The sequence below is a fragment of the Enterobacter cloacae complex sp. 382A5 genome (assembly GCF_050031095.1).
GTDB classification, from domain to species: Bacteria; Pseudomonadota; Gammaproteobacteria; order Enterobacterales; family Enterobacteriaceae; genus Enterobacter; species Enterobacter cloacae.
In genome coordinates this window covers 1,986,288-2,003,833 of sequence record NZ_JBLGVK010000001.1, presented here as the reverse complement: position 1 = coordinate 2,003,833, position 17,546 = coordinate 1,986,288, and the positions used below count along the sequence as shown (strand labels likewise).

The 17,546-nt window shown below is 55.5% G+C and carries 16 protein-coding genes; 12 read left to right on the top strand and 4 right to left on the bottom strand.

The annotated features are described in order from the left end of the window. The first annotated feature begins 17 nt into the window (after positions 1-17). The 4 genes from rstA (at position 18) to tus (ending at position 3,653) form a co-directional block, all read left to right on the top strand. Positions 18-734, top strand: a complete 717-nt coding sequence (rstA, locus tag ACQG2G_RS09535; RefSeq protein WP_013096874.1) for a two-component system response regulator RstA — start codon at positions 18-20, stop codon at positions 732-734. Between the two features lie 247 nt (positions 735-981). Then, complete coding sequence (locus ACQG2G_RS09530) at positions 982-1,242, top strand: hypothetical protein (protein WP_048971255.1); 261 nt, start codon at positions 982-984, stop codon at positions 1,240-1,242. Positions 1,243-1,351: 109 nt separating this feature from the next. Continuing rightward, complete coding sequence (rstB, locus tag ACQG2G_RS09525) at positions 1,352-2,650, top strand: two-component system sensor histidine kinase RstB (protein ID WP_013096876.1); 1,299 nt, start codon at positions 1,352-1,354, stop codon at positions 2,648-2,650. Between the two features lie 73 nt (positions 2,651-2,723). Beyond that, positions 2,724-3,653, top strand: coding sequence for a DNA replication terminus site-binding protein (gene tus, locus ACQG2G_RS09520; RefSeq protein ID WP_013096877.1), 930 nt, complete (start codon positions 2,724-2,726; stop codon positions 3,651-3,653). On the opposite strand, the gene fumC is transcribed toward tus, so the two are convergent. Both fumC and fumA read right to left on the bottom strand, forming a co-directional pair. Then, positions 3,654-5,048, bottom strand: coding sequence for a class II fumarate hydratase (gene fumC / locus ACQG2G_RS09515; RefSeq protein ID WP_061771895.1), 1,395 nt, complete (start codon positions 5,046-5,048; stop codon positions 3,654-3,656). It lies immediately after the preceding gene. A 137-nt stretch (positions 5,049-5,185) separates the two neighbouring features. Beyond that, positions 5,186-6,832 carry a class I fumarate hydratase FumA gene (gene fumA, locus ACQG2G_RS09510; protein ID WP_013096879.1) on the bottom strand — a complete coding sequence of 549 codons (1,647 nt, stop codon included), beginning with the start codon at positions 6,830-6,832 and terminating at the stop codon, positions 5,186-5,188. Between the two features lie 199 nt (positions 6,833-7,031). On the opposite strand from fumA, the gene manA reads away from it, so the two are divergent. Further along, positions 7,032-8,207 carry a mannose-6-phosphate isomerase gene (gene manA, locus ACQG2G_RS09505; RefSeq protein ID WP_013096880.1) on the top strand — a complete coding sequence of 392 codons (1,176 nt, stop codon included), beginning with the start codon at positions 7,032-7,034 and terminating at the stop codon, positions 8,205-8,207. A 98-nt stretch (positions 8,208-8,305) separates the two neighbouring features. Continuing rightward, positions 8,306-9,838 (top strand): YdgA family protein, encoded by a 1,533-nt coding sequence (locus tag ACQG2G_RS09500; RefSeq protein ID WP_046887918.1) that lies wholly within the window; start codon positions 8,306-8,308, stop codon positions 9,836-9,838. 86 nt (positions 9,839-9,924) lie between these two features. Here the strand turns inward: ACQG2G_RS09500 and ACQG2G_RS09495 are convergent, their stop codons facing one another. Further along, a complete protein-coding gene (locus tag ACQG2G_RS09495; RefSeq protein ID WP_029882782.1) occupies positions 9,925-10,953 on the bottom strand; it encodes a Mal regulon transcriptional regulator MalI in 1,029 nt (342 codons plus the stop codon). A gap of 178 nt (positions 10,954-11,131) precedes the next feature. Between ACQG2G_RS09495 and malX the strand changes: the two genes are divergently transcribed. From malX to add, 3 genes are all read left to right on the top strand, one after another. Further along, a complete protein-coding gene (gene malX, locus ACQG2G_RS09490; protein WP_020688287.1) occupies positions 11,132-12,724 on the top strand; it encodes a maltose/glucose-specific PTS transporter subunit IIBC in 1,593 nt (530 codons plus the stop codon). A 47-nt stretch (positions 12,725-12,771) separates the two neighbouring features. After that, positions 12,772-13,944 carry a MalY/PatB family protein gene (locus ACQG2G_RS09485; RefSeq protein ID WP_061771896.1) on the top strand — a complete coding sequence of 391 codons (1,173 nt, stop codon included), beginning with the start codon at positions 12,772-12,774 and terminating at the stop codon, positions 13,942-13,944. A gap of 96 nt (positions 13,945-14,040) precedes the next feature. After that, positions 14,041-15,042: an adenosine deaminase gene (gene add / locus ACQG2G_RS09480; RefSeq protein WP_061771897.1), complete on the top strand. Its 1,002-nt coding sequence runs from the start codon at positions 14,041-14,043 to the stop codon at positions 15,040-15,042. 44 nt (positions 15,043-15,086) lie between these two features. Here the strand turns inward: add and ACQG2G_RS09475 are convergent, their stop codons facing one another. Further along, entirely contained in the window at positions 15,087-16,127 is a 1,041-nt protein-coding gene (locus tag ACQG2G_RS09475) for an oxidoreductase (protein WP_061771898.1), read from the bottom strand. A 243-nt stretch (positions 16,128-16,370) separates the two neighbouring features. Between ACQG2G_RS09475 and blr the strand changes: the two genes are divergently transcribed. The 3 genes from blr (at position 16,371) to ACQG2G_RS09460 (ending at position 17,472) form a co-directional block, all read left to right on the top strand. Next, positions 16,371-16,496, top strand: coding sequence for a division septum protein Blr (gene blr, locus ACQG2G_RS09470; protein ID WP_168112406.1), 126 nt, complete (start codon positions 16,371-16,373; stop codon positions 16,494-16,496). Between the two features lie 232 nt (positions 16,497-16,728). Continuing rightward, positions 16,729-16,944 (top strand): transcription modulator YdgT, encoded by a 216-nt coding sequence (gene ydgT / locus ACQG2G_RS09465; protein WP_013096896.1) that lies wholly within the window; start codon positions 16,729-16,731, stop codon positions 16,942-16,944. Positions 16,945-17,031: 87 nt separating this feature from the next. Beyond that, positions 17,032-17,472, top strand: coding sequence for a DUF2569 domain-containing protein (locus ACQG2G_RS09460; protein WP_013096897.1), 441 nt, complete (start codon positions 17,032-17,034; stop codon positions 17,470-17,472). Positions 17,473-17,546: the final 74 nt, after the last annotated feature.

Here is a 17,546-nt window from a genome sequence, read left to right as displayed (position 1 = left end):
GCGATAACAGACGTTGTATGAATAAGATTGTTTATGTAGAAGATGAGCCCGAAGTGGGACAATTGATCGCCGCTTATCTGGGTAAACATGATATGGACGTTATTGTTGAGCCACGTGGCGATCGCGCCGAAGAGGTCGTGGTGCGTGAAAACCCGGATCTGGTGCTGCTGGATATCATGTTGCCCGGCAAAGACGGGATGACGCTGTGCCGCGACCTGCGCGCTCAGTGGGATGGCCCTATCGTGCTGCTGACCTCACTGGACAGCGACATGAACCATATTCTGTCGCTGGAGATGGGGGCCAATGACTACATTCTTAAAACCACGCCGCCTGCCGTTCTGCTCGCCCGTCTGCGCCTGCATTTGCGCCAGCATGCCAGCAGTGAACGCGAGGTGCCGGCGCAGTCCCTGATGCCGCATAAAGCGATGCGGTTTGGCACGTTATCCATCGATCCGGTTAACCGCCAGGTCCTGCTCTCCGGTGAGCTTATCGCGCTCTCTACCGCCGATTTTGACCTGCTCTGGGAGCTGGCCACCCATGCGGGGCAGATTATGGACCGTGACGCGTTGCTGAAAAACCTGCGCGGCGTAAGTTACGATGGAATGGATCGCAGTGTTGACGTGGCTATTTCGCGACTGCGTAAGAAACTGCAGGACAACGCCACCGAGCCGTACCGCATCAAAACCGTGCGTAACAAGGGTTATCTGTTCGCCCCGCACGCCTGGGAAACCTGATCGTGTTGGCAAAATAGCATAACCTGCGCGAAATGAAGGCATTACACGACAATGCCCTGACTTTCGCGCGTTAATTTGCCCGTTGGCGCAACAATTAACTTGCTAAGCCAGCGAACTAATCCATAATTACTTTTCCTGCATTCCTTCTTGAGCTCGCACCGGGCCCGCCACATAAACGTTTTTATCGCGACGCTTTCGCTACCTCTCTCCCATAAAATCTTGAAATGAGGATTTAAGCCTATGACATATGTATAGCTACCATGACGTAGAAGCCATCAAAACCAATCTTGAATGGATTGTTAATCAGGCAACGCTTAACCAAGCCTCCCCCGCGCGTGCCGACCAAAAAGCCCTCTTTGATCTTCTGGAACTGATTCAGTCTTACGAAATATTGTTGGATTTAATTAACGAATTCGGAAGCGCCGTGATTGATGCGGAGATCGCGGAAGGCCTGAGCGTGACAGAAAAACTCATCGCCAAAATCAAAAGAAGTACTCATGCCATGTAACAAACCTCGGCACGGCTCAGATAATACGTTTGTCGTGCATGATGGTGGTGAAAACACCGGAAGGTTTTTCATGTATATTCGGCATGTATCGTTTTTTCGGTGAGATTTAATGAAAAAGCTTTTTGTGCAGTTTTATCTTTTGCTGTTTGTCTGCTTCCTGGTGATGACCATGCTGGTCGGGCTGGTCTATAAGTTCACTGCCGAACGAGCGGGCAGGCAGTCGCTGGACGATCTGATGAAAAGCTCACTTTATCTGATGCGCAGCGAACTGCGTGAAATTCCGCCACATGACTGGGCGAGAACCTTAAAAGAGCTGGATTTGAACCTGTCGTTCGATCTGCGCATTGAACCGCTGAAGGATTTCGATTTAGATCCGCCTGCCATGCAGCGCCTGCGTGACGGGGATATCGTGGCACTGGATGAGAAATACACCTTTATCCAGCGCATTCCGCGCAGTCATTATGTGCTGGCCGTAGGGCCGGTGCCTTATCTCTATTATCTGCACCAGATGCGCCTGCTGGATATGGCCCTGATGGCCTTTATCGCCATTTCACTCGCCTTCCCGGTCTTTATCTGGATGCGCCCACACTGGCAGGACATGCTGAAACTGGAATCCGCCGCACAGCGCTTTGGCGAGGGGCATCTTACCGAGCGTATTCACTTTGACAGCGGGTCCAGCTTTGAACGTCTGGGGGTGGCATTTAACCAGATGGCCGATAACATCAACGCCCTGATTGCCAGTAAAAAACAACTGATCGACGGGATTGCTCATGAGCTGCGAACGCCGCTGGTGCGTCTGCGCTACCGGCTGGAGATGAGCGAAAACCTTACGGCGGCAGAGTCTCAGGCGTTAAACCGCGACATCGGCCAGCTTGAAGCGCTCATTGAGGAGCTGCTCACCTATGCTCGTCTTGACCGTCCACAAAATGAACTGCACCTCAGTACCCCGGATCTGCCGACGTGGATCCAAACCCATATTGATGACGTCCAGAGCGTCAATCCGCAACGCACCCTGTTAACGCGCGTCACGCCGGGTGATTACGGCGCGCTGGACATGCGCCTGATGGAACGCGTGCTGGATAATCTGATGAACAACGCCATGCGCTACAGCGAGAGCACGCTGCGGATTGGCCTGGACTTGCAGGACAATCAGGCCCGTCTGACGGTGGAAGACGATGGCCCCGGCATCGCCCCGGATGCGCGTGAAACCGTGTTCGAGCCGTTTGTGCGTCTCGACCCGAGCCGCGACCGTGCGACGGGAGGGTGTGGTCTGGGGCTGGCGATTGTCCACTCTATAGCGCAGGCGATGGGCGGCACGGTGCAGTGCGGGGAGAGTGAACTCGGCGGCGCATGCTTCTGCTTTAGCTGGCCGGTGTACCATAACATCGCCCTTCCCGTTCCTGCCTGACCTTAACCGCACGCTGGCCTGACCCGGCGTGCTGTGCTATACCATGAGTATGTTGTAACTAATGGGGATTCACATGGCGACATACGATCTTATCGAAAGGCTGAACAGCACCTTTCGGGAGATGGAGCATGAGCTGTTAACGCTAACCGAGCGCCTGCAGGCCTGCCGCCTGTTGGCTGCGCGGGTCTTTACCCTGCCGGAGGTGGCAAAAGGCGCAGAGCACGATCCGCTGCAAACCATCGACGTCAAACAGCATATCGGCCAATCCGCGCGGGATCTGGCGCTACAGCACTATCGTCGCCTGTTTATTCAGCAGCAGTCAGAAAACCGCAGCAGCAAGGCGGCCGTTCGCCTGCCGGGGGTGATCTGTCTGCAAACGGACGCCGAAACCCGTGAGGCGCTGGAAACCCAGATTACGCACATCAATACCCTGAAAGCGGCATTTGAAAAAATCATTACCGAAGAGTCAGGCCTGGCACCAGCCGCCCGCTTTGAGTGGGTGCACCGCCAGCTTCCGGGTTTAATCACCCTGAATGCCTACCGTACGCTGACGGTACTGCGTCAGCCCGCCACGCTGCGCTTCGGCTGGGCCAACAAGCACATTATCAAAAACTTTACCCGGGATGAGATCCTGGCCCAGCTGGAAAAGAGCCTGAAAGCGCCGCGCACCGTGGCTCCGTGGTCGCGCGAGCAGTGGATTGAGCGCCTGGAGCAGGAGTATCACAGCATCGCGTCATTGCCCGTTGAAACGCGCCTGAAGATTAAACGCCCGGTGAAGGTGCAGCCTATCGCCCGCGTCTGGTATTCAGGCCAGCAAAAGCAGATCCAGTACGCCTGCCCAACGCCGCTGATTGCGCTCTATGATGCCGATCAGGGCGCCGTGGTACCGGACATTGGCGAACTGCTGAATTACGATGCGGAAAACGTTCAGCATCGCTATAAGCCTCAGGCGCAGCCGCTGCAGCTGATTATTCCCCGGCTGCACCTGTATGTGGCGACGTGACTATTTCAGGCTGCCGACCATCGCTTCAGGGCGGACCCAGGCATCAAACTCGGCTTCCGTGAGATAGCCGAGCGCCAGTGCAGAGGCTTTCAGCGTCAGCCCCTCTTTATGCGCCTTTTTGGCGATCTCAGCGGCTTTGTCGTAGCCGATATGGGTATTGAGGGCGGTCACCAGCATCAGCGACTCATTGAGCAACTGGCTGATTCGCTCGCGGTTTGGCTCAATGCCGGAGGCGCAATGCGCGTTGAAACTCTCCATGCCGTCCGCCAGCAGCCGTACAGACTGAAGCACATTGTGGATAACCATCGGACGATAGACGTTCAGCTCGAAATTGCCTGACGCACCGCCCATGTTGACGGCCACATCATTTCCCAGCACCTGACAGCAGAGCATGGTCATGGCTTCACACTGCGTCGGGTTCACTTTGCCCGGCATAATGGAGCTACCCGGTTCATTTTCCGGGATGCTGATTTCACCAATACCGCAGCGCGGGCCAGAGGCCAGCCAGCGCACATCGTTGGCGATTTTCATCAGTGATGCCGCCAGCCCTTTCAGCGCACCATGGGTGTGAACCAGCGCGTCGCAGGTTGCCAGCGCCTCAAACTTATTGGGCGCGGTAACAAACGGTTGCCCGGTAATCGCGGCCAGCTCTTCCGCCACGCGCACCGCGTACTCCGGATGGGTATTTAACCCCGTCCCCACCGCCGTGCCGCCCAGCGCCAGCTCAGAGAGATGCGGCAGGCTGTGCTCAATGTGTTTGAGATTGTGTTCCAGCATCGCCACCCAGCCGGATATCTCCTGTCCAAGGGTCAGCGGCGTGGCATCCTGCAGGTGGGTACGCCCGATTTTGACGATATCGCTGAAGGCCTGGGCTTTCTCGTTAAGGGTGCTTTTAAGCACATTTAGCTGCGGGATCAGCTGTTCACGGATGGCAATCACCGCCGCCACGTGCATTGCCGTCGGGAAGACATCGTTGGAGCTCTGGCTCTTGTTAACGTCATCGTTCGGGTGAACCTTACGCTCCATACCGCGCACGCCGCCCAGCAGCTCGCTTGCCCGGTTGGCCAGCACTTCATTCATGTTCATGTTGCTCTGCGTGCCAGATCCGGTCTGCCAGATGGCCAGGGGGAATTCGTCGGGATGCTTACCCGCCAGCACTTCGTCGGCGGCACTGATAATGGCGTTGGCTTTGTCAGCCGCCAGCAGGTCCAGATCCAGATTCACTTTGGCGGCGGCACGTTTGGTCAGCGCCAGCGCCTGAATCAGCGAAACGGGCATTTTCTCTGTCGAAATACGGAAATGTTCCAGCGAGCGCTGGGTTTGCGCCCCCCAGAGTTTGTCGGCCGGAACGTCGATCGCGCCCATCGAATCTTTCTCACGGCGATGCGTTGTCATTACTTTCTCCTTGATAATTAAAGATGGGATTGCTCACATGCTTAAGAGATAAGTATTGATGACTTCTGAGAAACGTTATGGCGCTTTGTGCGCTCTTTTTGGTGTTGGGTGGCGTAGCCGCCACCCGGCTTTTTAGCTTACTTCACACATGCCGAACACTGAGAGGACTGGATCTGCTTGAAGAAGTCATTGCCTTTGTCATCCACCAGGATAAACGCCGGGAAATCTTCCACTTCAATTTTCCAGATCGCTTCCATACCCAGTTCCGGGTATTCCACGCACTCCAGGCTCTTAATGCTGCCCTGCGCCAGTACGGCCGCCGGACCACCGATACTGCCCAAGTAGAACCCGCCATGCTTGTGGCACGCATCCGTCACCTGCTGGCTGCGGTTGCCTTTCGCCAGCATGATCATGCTGCCGCCGTTGGCCTGGAGCTGGTCAACATAGGAGTCCATGCGGCCTGCGGTGGTTGGGCCTAATGAGCCGGAGGCATAACCCTCTGGCGTTTTCGCCGGGCCCGCGTAGTAGATCGGATGATCTTTGATGTACTGCGGCAACCCTTCGCCGTTGTCCAGGCGCTCTTTCAGCTTCGCATGGGCGATGTCGCGGCCGACGATGATCGTGCCGTTCAGGGAGAGACGCGTCGAGACCGGGTACTGAGACAGCTGCGCCAGAATCTCTTTCATCGGACGGTTCAGATCAACGCGAACCGCTTCACCTTCACCGGCTTTACGCAGCGCTTCCGGAATGTATTTACCCGGGTTGTTCTCCAGTTTTTCGATCCACACGCCTTCACGGTTGATCTTCGCTTTGATGTTACGATCCGCCGAGCATGAGACGCCCATACCCACCGGGCAGGATGCGCCGTGGCGCGGCAGACGGATCACACGCACGTCGTGAGCAAAGTATTTACCGCCGAACTGTGCGCCGAGCCCCAGATTACGCGCTTCTTCCAGCAGCTCCTGCTCAAGCTGAACATCGCGGAACGCCTGGCCGTGTTCGTTCCCTTCGGTTGGCAGGCCGTCGTAGTATTTGGTCGATGCCAGCTTCACGGTTTTCAGCGTCGCTTCCGCCGACGTGCCGCCAATGACAAAGGCGATATGGTATGGCGGGCAGGCTGCAGTCCCCAGGGTACGCATTTTTTCCACCAGGTAGTTCTTCAGCTTGCCCGGTGTGAGCAGCGCTTTCGTTTCCTGGTAGAGGTAGGTTTTGTTGGCTGAACCGCCGCCTTTCGCGATGCAAAGGAATTTGTACTCATCGCCGTCCACGCTATAGAGGTCAATTTGCGCAGGCAGGTTGGTGCCGGTGTTGACCTCTTTATACATATCCAGCGCCGCGTTTTGCGAGTAGCGCAGGTTGTCTTCGGTGTAAGTGTTGTAGACACCGTGCGCCAGCGCGGCTTCATCGCCGCCACCGGTCCAGACACGCTGGCCTTTTTTACCCACGATGATGGCCGTACCGGTGTCCTGGCAGGTCGGCAGAATGCCTTTTGCCGCGATATCGGAGTTACGCAGGAACTGCAGCGCGACATACTTATCGTTTTCGCTGGCCTCCGGGTCGCTGAGAATATCGGCCACCTGCTGCTGATGCGCAGGACGGAGCATAAACGAGGCGTCGTGGAAGGCGTGCTGCGCCAGCAAGGTCAGCGCCTGCGGATCGACCTTGAGGATCTCCTGCCCTTCAAACTCAGATACAGAGACGTGATCGCGGGTTAACAGGTAATATTCGGTCTGATCCTTACCGAGCGGGAAAGGATCCTGGTAATGAAAGGGTTTGTTCGACATTGTTCTCTCACTTACTGCGTCGGTCTGATTATTCAGGGCAGATGTTCCGCTGCCCGGCTTAAAAGCGAGTCAGCTTATCCTACACAATTTTTTAACAAAAACTGAGACTAGTACGACTTTTTACATCCGCAGGTTACTTCCAGGTGGTTTATTGCTTTAATACCCGGAGTTTATTCCACATTTGAATCAGGGCTTGATAATGCAAAAACTCATCAACTCAGTGCAAAACTACGCCTGGGGAAGTAAAACTGCGTTAACGGAACTCTACGGTATCGCGAACCCGGACAACCTGCCGATGGCAGAACTGTGGATGGGCGCCCACCCGAAGAGCAGCTCAAAAGTTGAAGATGCCAGCGGCCAGGTGCGCGCGCTGCGCGACGTAATTGATGCCGATAAAGCCACGCTGCTGGGCAACAGCGTGGCCAACCGTTTTGGCGAGCTGCCGTTCCTGTTTAAGGTGCTGTGTGCCGATCAACCTCTCTCCATCCAGGTTCACCCGAACAAGAAAGCCTCTGAAATTGGCTTTGCAAAAGAGAATGCAGCCGGTATCCCGTTAGATGCCGCCGAGCGTAACTATAAAGATCCGAACCACAAGCCGGAGCTGGTCTTTGCGCTGACCCCTTTCCTGGCGATGAACGCGTTTCGCGAGTTCTCCGAGATCATCTCTCTGCTGCAGCCGGTCGCAGGAGCGCATAACGCTATCGCGCATTTCCTGGCAAATCCGAACGCGGAAAGCCTGAGCCAGCTGTTCGCCAGCCTGCTCAACATGCAGGGCGACGAGAAATCCCACGCCCTGGCGGTGCTGAAAGCGGCGCTGGACGGCCAGCAGGGCGAACCATGGGACACCATCCGTCTGATTTCTGCGTTTTACCCGGACGACAGCGGCCTGTTCTCCCCGCTGCTGCTGAACGTGGTGAAGCTAAACCCGGGCGAAGCCATGTTCCTGTTCGCGGAAACGCCGCATGCCTATCTGCAGGGTGTGGCGCTGGAGGTAATGGCCAACTCGGACAACGTGCTGCGCGCGGGTCTGACGCCGAAATATATCGACATCCCTGAACTGGTGGCTAACGTGAAGTTTGTGGCAAAACCTGCTGCCGAGCTGCTTACTCAGCCCGTCAAAAATGGCGCAGAGCTGGACTTCCCTATTCCGGTTGACGATTTTGCTTTCTCCCTGCACGACCTCAGCCAGACCGAAACGACCATCGCGCAGGAGAGCGCGGCGATCCTGTTCTGCGTTGAGGGTGAAGCGACACTGCATAAAGGCGAACAGCGTCTGGTGCTTAAGCCGGGTGAGTCAGCATTCGTTGCTGCTAATGAGTCCCCGGTCAGCGTAAGCGGTACCGGTCGCCTGGCGCGCGTATTTAATAAGCTTTAGACAATACTGAATTTTTTAACAACTCTTGCTAAGCTAGTGGCAGGCTTTATATCTCCGGGCGGTTTCTACCGCCTGGTTTCATTTTAGGGATAGTCGCAATGAAAAAATCGGTCGTAGCGGTAGGCGTGATTGTAGCGTTAGGCGTAGTCTGGACGGGAGCATCCTGGTTTACCGGGAAGCAGCTGGAGAGCCGTCTGGCTGAGATGGTGGCACAGGCTAACAGCCAAATTAAGCGTGGCGCACCGGAAGCGGGTGTAGAGCTGAGCTATCAGAATTATGAGCGCGGGGTATTCACCAGCCATATGCAGCTTGTGGTGAAGCCCGTTGCCGGAAATGAAAATGGCTGGCTGAAGCCGGGCCAGACGGTGGTGCTGGATGAGGTGGTAAGTCACGGTCCGTTCCCGCTGGCGCAGCTGAAGTCCTTTAATCTGATCCCATCAATGGCGTCCGTTCACACCGTGCTGGTGAATAACGACTTAACTAAGCCGCTGTTCGAACTGGCAAAAAATGAATCACCTTTCGCGGTTGATACCCGCATCAGCTATGCCGGTGATACCAGCTCGAATATCGCGCTGAAGGCGCTGAACTACGAGAAAGAGAACGAGAAAGTCACCTTCAGCGGTGGCAACTTCACCGTAGATGCTGACCGCGAAGGGAACGTGCTCTCCCTGACAGGGGAAGCGCAAAGCGGTCTGGTCAACGCCGTTAACGAATACGATCAGAAGGTACAGATTACCTTCAACAATTTGAAAGCAGACGGCAACAGCCGCATGACCGACTTCAAAGAGCGTATCGGCGATCAGAAACTCTCGATTGATAAGATTGCCATTGCGATTGAAGGTAAAGAGATGGCCGTGCTGGAAGGCATGGACGTTGATGGTAAATCGGATGTCTCCAAAGACGGTAAGAGCATCAATACTCAGCTGGATTACACCCTGAAGAGCCTGAAAGTGCAGAATCAGGATCTGGGTACCGGCAAGCTTTCGCTGAAGATCGGCAATATTGACGGTCAGGCGTGGCATGAATTCAGCCAGAAATACAGCAAAGAGAGCCAGGCGCTGCTGACCGATGCCGCGCTGCAGCAGAACCCGGAAGTGTATCAGCAGCAGGCGATGGCCGTGCTGTTCAACAACCTGCCTATCCTGCTTAAAGGTGAACCGGTGATCACCGTCGCTCCGCTGAGCTGGAAAAACAGCAAAGGCGAAACCAGCTTTAACCTGTCTCTGTTCCTGAAAGATCCGGCAACCGCAACGGGCGAACCGCAAACGCTGGCGCAGGAAGTGGATCGCAGCGTGAAGTCACTGGACAGCAAGCTGACGATCCCAATGGACATGGCAACCGAGTTTATGACTCAGATTGCGAAGCTTGAAGGGTACGGCGATGACGATGCCGGTAAGCTGGCAAACCAGCAGGTGAAAGGCCTGGCGGCGATGGGCCAGATGTTCCGTATTACGAAGGTGGACGACAATACGATTTCCACCAGCCTGCAGTATGCCAACGGCCAGGTGACGCTCAACGGTGACAAAATGCCGCTGGAGGACTTTGTCGGCATGTTTGGTATGCCTGCCCTGGGCATGCCGGAACCGGCTGAACCAGCAGCGCCAGCCGAACCTGCGGCGCCACAGCAGTAAACGACAAAACCCCTCGCATGAGGGGTTTTTTATTGCCGGGTGGCGGCAATGCCTTACCCGGCCTACGATCCGCAACGTGCTCTGGGTTATTTCACCGTCACTAACCGCGCCGCCACAATCTGGTGCCCGGCCTGCACGTCTGTTTTTTCGATGCGTTGCATGATCCTGTCCGCCAGCGTGTAACCCATCTCCCGTGCGGGCGTGGTGGCCCAGACGATGGGCAGATCGTCCAGCGCATTTTCGCCAACGTCGGCAAATGCCCCTAACGCCACCTGATGGCCGAAGAAGGTTTCAACACCCCCCTCACCGCTCTGACGCCCGGCGCGGATCAGACCAAACCAGGCCCCCATCGCAATCACATCGTTGTAGCAAATCACGGCGCTTATCGTCGGGCTGCTGCTTAACAGCGCACCGATCGCTTCTGCGGCTTTTTTCTGACTGGATTCACACTCTACCACCCACTCGCTGTGGAACGGTAAACCGTATTTAATCAGCGTCGCGCAATAACCGCCCACCCGTTCGGCGCGGGTCAACGACGAGCTTTTTCCGCCGAGCCAGGCAATCCGCTGATGTCCGCGACGAATAAGATGCTCGGTCAACATTTGGGCTGCCTGCATGTTATCTGGCCGCAGGGTATCGGCTTCATCCAGATAACTGGCGCGCGACGCAAAGACCAGCGGCACCCCTTTAGCGGCCGCGCGCTCGCATAATTCACTGCTCACGCCCGACGCTCCGGCAACAATCACACCGTCAACGCCCTGGGTGAGCAGCATGTCGAGCCGGGAAAGAAGCTGGTCCGGCTCGCGTCCACCGTGGAGCAGAAACACCATTCGTCCCTGCGCCTCCAGCGCTTCGGTTAACCCTGCGGTCAGTTCGGCGTAAAAGGGTGAAGTCAGGTCACGCACGATCAGGCCAATCACGCCGCTTTGTCCCCCGCGCAGGGCCGACGCCTGACGGTTACGCACAAAACCCAGTTGTTCAACGGCGTCGTTAACCCGCTGACCGGTCGCGGGAGAGATGCGCCCTTTTCCACTCAGGACCAGTGAAACGGTGCTGACGGAAACGCCCGCCGCCAGCGCGACATCGTTGATGGTGATCTTTTTCGCTACAGCCATGTGTTGGCGTGACTCCCTGATAATGAGATCGGTAAAACGTTTTATCAATACGTTATCTTTATACTACCAGTGAAAGGCTGAGAATGTGATTCAGCGCGCACTAAACTTTGATAAAACGTTTTATCTTCTCGCAGCATTGAAGCAGACAAACTGATTTTAACAATAAAGGAGTCGTTTTATGACGGCGAAAACAGCACAAAAAATATCGCTGTGGGAATTTTTCCAGCAACTGGGTAAAACCTTTATGCTGCCCGTGGCGCTTCTCTCGTTCTGCGGGATCATGCTCGGGATCGGCAGCTCGCTCAGCAGTAAGGACGTCATTACGCTGATCCCGTTCCTCGGTACCCCTGTGCTGCAGGCGATCTTTATCTGGATGAGTAAGGTCGGCTCCTTTGCCTTCAGTTTCCTGCCCGTGATGTTCTGTATCGCCATCCCACTGGGCCTGGCGCGTGAGAATAAAGGCGTGGCGGCGTTCGCCGGTTTTGTGGGCTACGCGGTGATGAACCTTGCGGTGAACTTCTGGCTGACCGCCAAAGGCATCCTGCCCACTACCGATGCTGCGGTGCTGAAAGCCAACAACATTCAGAGCGTGATTGGTATTCAGTCTATCGACACCGGGATCCTCGGCGCGGTGATCGCGGGGGTCATTATCTGGATGCTGCATGAGCGCTTCCACAATATCCGCCTCCCCGATGCCCTGGCATTCTTCGGCGGCACCCGCTTCGTGCCAATTATTACTCTCGTGGTCATGGGGCTGTTTGGTCTGGTCATCCCGCTGATCTGGCCGGTCTTTGCGCTCGGTATCAACGGTATTGGCCGTATCATTAACGGCGCGGGCGATTTCGGCCCGATGATCTTCGGTACCGGCGAACGTCTGCTGCTGCCGTTTGGCCTGCAACATATTCTGGTGGCGCTGATTCGCTTCACCGAAGCAGGCGGCACCATGGAAGTGTGCGGTCATGATGTAAGCGGTGCGCTGACCATCTTCCAGGCGCAGCTGAGCTGCCCAACCACTCATGGCTTCTCTGAGAGTGCGACCCGCTTCCTGTCACAGGGTAAAATGCCGGCCTTCCTCGGCGGTCTGCCAGGCGCGGCGCTGGCGATGTACCACTGCGCCCGACCTGAAAATCGTCACAAAATTAAAGGGCTGTTGATTTCCGGGGTAATCGCCTGCGTTGTAGGCGGTACGACTGAGCCTATCGAATTCCTGTTCCTGTTTGTCGCGCCGGTGCTGTATCTCATCCACGCGGTGCTGACCGGTCTGGGCTTTACCGTGATGGCGGTGTTGGGCGTCACCATCGGTAACACCGACGGCAACGTAATTGATTTCGTGGTGTTCGGCATCCTGCATGGTTTGTCCACCAAGTGGTATCTGGTGCCGGTCGTGGCGGCGATCTGGTTCGTGGTGTACTACGGTATCTTCCGCTTCGCCATTACCCGCTTTAACCTGAAAACGCCAGGCCGCGATGCCGAAACCGCCACCAGCGTGGAACAGGCCGTTGCCGGTACAGTGGGTAAATCGGGTTATAACACGCCGGCAATTCTGGCGGCGCTGGGCGGTGCGGATAACATTACCTCTCTGGATAACTGCATTACCCGTCTGCGTCTGTCGGTGGCGGATATGTCGAAAGTGGATACCAATGCCCTGAAAGCCAACCGGGCAATCGGCGTGGTACAGTTGAATCAACACAATTTGCAGGTGGTTATCGGCCCGCAGGTGCAGTCGGTCAAAGATGAGCTGGCCACCCTGATGCGCACAGTCGAAGCCTGATGCCTCCCCCCTCACGCAGAGGGGGTTTTACTTTAAGGATGTACGTCATGTTTGATTTCTCGACCGTTGTCGATCGCCACGGCACCTGGTGTACACAGTGGGATTATGTTGCCGACCGTTTTGGTGCCGCCGACCTGCTGCCCTTTACGATCTCTGATATGGATTTCGCCACCGCCCCCTGCATTATCGATGCACTACATCAACGTATTGATCACCGCGTGTTTGGCTACAGCCGCTGGAAAAACGAAGAATTCCTGGCCGCGGTGGCGCACTGGTTCCAGCAACGTTTTAACAGCCGGATTGATACTGAAACCGTTGTTTATGGCCCTTCCGTGATCTATATGGTCTCTGAGCTGATTCGCCTGTGGTCGATGCCGGGAGACGGTGTGGTGGTGCATACTCCGGCTTATGACGCGTTTTATAAAGCCATTGAAGGCAATGCGCGCCGCGTGGTGCCAGTGGCGATGGAGAAACAGGCGTCGGGCTGGCAGGGAAATATGGCCGCGCTTGAGGCCGCCCTGGCGAAACCGGAAAACAAAATATTGCTGCTGTGCAGCCCGCAAAACCCGACCGGCAAGGTCTGGACGCAGGAGGAGCTGGCGCAGATGGCTGAACTGTGCGCACGCTATGACGTGGCGGTGATAAGCGATGAAATTCATATGGACATGGTATGGGGAGAACATCGCCACACGCCATGGAACAAGGTCGCGCGCGGTAAATGGGCACTACTGACCTCAGGCTCCAAAAGCTTTAATATCCCGGCACTGACCGGCGCATATGGGTTAATAGGCGATGAGGAGAGCCGTAATGCGTATCTGAGCGCGCTAAAAGGCCGTGACGGCCTCTCCTCTCCCTCCGTGCTGGCACTGACGGCGCACATTGCCGCCTATCAGCAGGGTGAGCCGTGGCTTGCCGCGCTGCGCGACTATCTGGAAGAGAACCTGAAATTTATCGCACGTGAAATGAACTGCGCTTTTCCGGCACTTAACTGGACGCCACCCGAGGCGACCTATCTCGCCTGGATTGACCTGCGCCCGTTAAATATTGACGATCGCGCCCTGCAAAACGTACTGATTGAGCAGCAAAAAGTCGCCATCATGCCGGGATATACCTATGGAAACGAAGGCATCGGTTTTATCCGCCTGAATGCCGGCTGCCCGCGCAGCAAGCTGGAACAAGGGGTGCAGCGGCTGATTGCGGGTATCAACACGCTCCTGTAGTTTGTTTGCGCAACGGAATATTCCCTTGCGCAAATAGCTTTTTACCTCGTTTTGTTTTTATAATGTGGCGCACTTTAACCAGAAAAGAGTGCGACCATGATTGATACACGCCTGCCTTTAACAGATATTCATCGTCACCTTGACGGTAACATTCGTGCCCAAACCATCCTCGATCTTGGCCGCCAGTACAATTTAACGCTCCCTGCTCAATCGCTTGAAACCCTGATCCCGCACGTTCAGGTCACCTCTAATGAACCGGATCTGGTCAGTTTTTTGAGCAAACTCGACTGGGGCGTAAAGATGCTGGCCTCACTGGATGCCTGTCGCCGTGTCGCTTTTGAGAATATCGAAGATGCCGCCCGTAACGGCCTGCATTATGTCGAACTGCGCTTTTCGCCAGGCTATATGGCGATGACCCACAGCCTGCCCGTTGCAGGCGTGGTTGAAGCCGTTATTGAAGGTGTCCGTGAAGGGTGCAAAACCTTCGATGTGCAGGCCCGTTTGATTGGCATCATGAGCCGTACCTTCGGCGAAGCGGCCTGTCTGCAGGAACTGGAAGCGCTGCTGGCGCATCGTGACGCGATCACCGCCGTCGACCTGGCCGGGGATGAACTGGGCTTCCCGGGCAGCCTGTTCCTGTCACATTTCAACCGCGCACGTGATGCCGGCTGGCATGTAACCGTTCACGCCGGTGAAGCGGCGGGGCCGGAGAGCATCTGGCAGGCCATCCGTGAACTGGGTGCCGAGCGTATCGGTCACGGTGTAAAAGCGGTGGAAGATCGCGCCCTGATGGACTTCCTGGCCGAGCAACGTATCGGGATTGAATCCTGCCTGACCTCCAATATTCAGACCAGCACCGTGCCCGCGCTGGATAAGCACCCGCTGAAAACCTTCCTTGAGCACGGCGTGCTGGCCTCGCTGAATACCGATGACCCGGCGGTACAGGGCGTGGACATTATCCACGAGTACACTGTCGCCGCACCGCAGGCGGGCCTGAGCCGCGAACAGATCCGCCAGGCGCAGATTAATGGGCTGGAGATGGCCTTCCTCACGCCGGAAGAGAAGCAGGCGCTTCGGGATAAGGTGGCAAACGCGTAACCCCTTTGCCGGGTGGCGGCTACGCCCTACCCGGCCAACAAAACTTATGCCAGACAGAGCGTGGCGCGATGTTTGGCAGATTCAATGCCCAGTTCAATCAACTCCATAATCTGAATCGCCTGACTGGCTGGTACCGGGTTTTCCCCCGTGCCGTTCAGCGCATTACGCACGGCCGCATAATATGCCGGGTAGTTCCCCGGGCTCGTCAGCAAGGTTTCTTCCACCAGCGTCTCCCCCTCCACTTTGGTCACCACCCCGTCTCGCATATCATATCCCCAGTCTTCCTGAGGCAAACGCTCGCCGTTTTTCAGCCGGTCTTCCTGCGGATCCAGACCAAACTTCACATAGCTCCCGCGCGTGCCGTGAATGATATAACGCGCAGATTCCGCAGCCGCAACCATCGTTCCGTGCAGCACTATCCGCCGTTGCGGGTAGCTCAGGATGGCATGAAAATAATCGGTCGTTTGCGCGCCGGGTCTGAGCTGGGCCAGATCGACCGTCATACTCACCGGCAGGCCAAACAGATTCACGGCCTGGTCGAGCAGGTGTGGGGCTAAATCGTACCAGATGCCGCTGCCTGGCCCAGCTTGCTCACGCCAGCGGTTTCGCACCTGCGGCCGAAAGCGGTCAAAGTGCGATTCAAAGAAGGTTATCTCCCCGAGCGTTCCCTCGCTGAGCAGCGCTTTTACCGTGAGAAAATCGCTGTCCCAGCGGCGGTTATGAAACACCGACAGCAGTCTGCCAAGGCTTTTCGCCAGCGCATCCAGCTCGCGTGCCTGAGACAACGTCACGGTAAAGGGTTTATCGACGACGACATGCTTACCGGCTTCCAGCGCCGCCTTCGCCAGCGGGAAATGGGTGTCGTTCGGCGTGGGGATCACAATTAAATCGATATTCGGATCATTGAAAAGGTGCTTAGGCTCAGAGACAACCGGAACGGTGGGCCAGTCGGCATGCACCTTGGTGGCATCGCTGCTCGACACCGCCGCCAGCGCCATTCCCGGCGTACCGGCAATTAACGGCGCATGGAATGTTTTGCTCGCATACCCGTAACCAATAAGCCCGACACGGATGCTATCACTCATAGTGTTGCCCTCTCCTGTGATGTTCTTATTTCACACTGGCTAACCTGGCCACATGACAGATTAAGCATGTGCCATATGACTTAAAATAGCATCCTGCTCCGGTTGTTTTTGTTATATGGGGTTAACCCGCTGATTGTGCTTAAGGGAACCGTTCCCAAAGCACTTGCTGTCTCCCCCCTGGCGCTGTAACATTTGCAACCGGTATTTATGGATAAATTACAAACACGAATTATGACGTCAATTATTAATCGAATCATTGAATTAGCGGGATGGATTGTTCTTGGGGTATCGGTCATTTTGCTTGGCGTTGCCAGCCACATCGATAACTACCAACCGCCGGAGCCTGTCACTGTCGCCCAACCTAAGTAACCGGTTACGGTAATAAAGAGTGACATAATATGTCAGTTACTTATTGCCACTCCCGGTGAACACGGTTAACCTTCTCTTCCAGGCATCATCTGATGCCTGAATCTTTCGCAAAGAAAACTCCTAATTTAGTCGCGTTACCTGAGTGGGCAGTTTACGTCTTTATTAATCCGTTTATTATTCAAACGAATTACCTTAACGGGTATGACTCACTTTTATATGGAAACTTATTAATATGACAGTTCAGGACTATTTATTAAAATTTCGCAAGATCAATTCCCTTGAGAGCCTGGAAAAACTGTTTGACCACCTGAACTACACGCTGTCGGATAATCAGGACATCATCAATATGTATCGTGCAGCGGATCATCGCCGTGCGGAACTGGTCTCCGGTGGCCGTTTGTTTAACGTCGGCGAAGTGCCTAAGTCCGTATGGCGTTACGTTTTATAAGAAAGTAGCCATCCGCGCGAAATGTTATATACTCTCCGCCCTGCAAACTGGCTGTACAACATTTCGCGCAGATTTATGGGAGAGTTCATGACCGCAACGCCTGGAGAAAGAATTGGAGGCTGGTTAATCGCCCCACTGGCATGGCTGCTGGTTGCCTTATTAAGCGCATCACTTGCGCTGCTGCTTTATACCACCGCGCTGGTTACCCCTCATGCCATCCAGACCCTGATGTCGCAAAGTGTGCTGAATATTACGCTGTGGTTCGTGTCGTTCGTCTTCGCCATAGGCATGTGGTACTACACGCTGTGGCTAACCATTGCGTTCTTTAAACGCCGCAAAAATGTGCCTAAGCACTACATCATCTGGCTGCTCGTTTCCGTACTGCTGGCGGTGAAAGCCTTTGCTTTTTCACCGGTTTCGGATGCGCTGGCCGTTCGTCAGCTGCTTTTCCCGTTACTGGCGGCGGCGCTTCTGGTGCCCTATTTCAAGCGTTCGACGCGGGTGAAGAACACCTTCGTGAATCCGTAATAACCTTACAGATAACCTGTTGTCGCCTGTTGTGGTTTATCCGATAATAGGCGGCTTTTTTATTTCAGGCTGAA

Coding starts and splice junctions, on each gene's coding strand:
- manA (WP_013096880.1), top strand. CDS start 7,032: ATGCAAAAACTCATCAACTCAGTGCAAAACTACGCCTGGGGAAGTAAA.
- ACQG2G_RS09495 (WP_029882782.1), bottom strand. CDS start 10,953: ATGGCTGTAGCGAAAAAGATCACCATCAACGATGTCGCGCTGGCGGCG.
- add (WP_061771897.1), top strand. CDS start 14,041: ATGATTGATACACGCCTGCCTTTAACAGATATTCATCGTCACCTTGAC.
- ydgT (WP_013096896.1), top strand. CDS start 16,729: ATGACAGTTCAGGACTATTTATTAAAATTTCGCAAGATCAATTCCCTT.
- ACQG2G_RS09475 (WP_061771898.1), bottom strand. CDS start 16,127: ATGAGTGATAGCATCCGTGTCGGGCTTATTGGTTACGGGTATGCGAGC.
- ACQG2G_RS09530 (WP_048971255.1), top strand. CDS start 982: ATGTATAGCTACCATGACGTAGAAGCCATCAAAACCAATCTTGAATGG.
- fumA (WP_013096879.1), bottom strand. CDS start 6,832: ATGTCGAACAAACCCTTTCATTACCAGGATCCTTTCCCGCTCGGTAAG.
- fumC (WP_061771895.1), bottom strand. CDS start 5,048: ATGACAACGCATCGCCGTGAGAAAGATTCGATGGGCGCGATCGACGTT.
- malX (WP_020688287.1), top strand. CDS start 11,132: ATGACGGCGAAAACAGCACAAAAAATATCGCTGTGGGAATTTTTCCAG.
- tus (WP_013096877.1), top strand. CDS start 2,724: ATGGCGACATACGATCTTATCGAAAGGCTGAACAGCACCTTTCGGGAG.
- ACQG2G_RS09485 (WP_061771896.1), top strand. CDS start 12,772: ATGTTTGATTTCTCGACCGTTGTCGATCGCCACGGCACCTGGTGTACA.
- rstA (WP_013096874.1), top strand. CDS start 18: ATGAATAAGATTGTTTATGTAGAAGATGAGCCCGAAGTGGGACAATTG.
- ACQG2G_RS09500 (WP_046887918.1), top strand. CDS start 8,306: ATGAAAAAATCGGTCGTAGCGGTAGGCGTGATTGTAGCGTTAGGCGTA.
- rstB (WP_013096876.1), top strand. CDS start 1,352: ATGAAAAAGCTTTTTGTGCAGTTTTATCTTTTGCTGTTTGTCTGCTTC.
- ACQG2G_RS09460 (WP_013096897.1), top strand. CDS start 17,032: ATGACCGCAACGCCTGGAGAAAGAATTGGAGGCTGGTTAATCGCCCCA.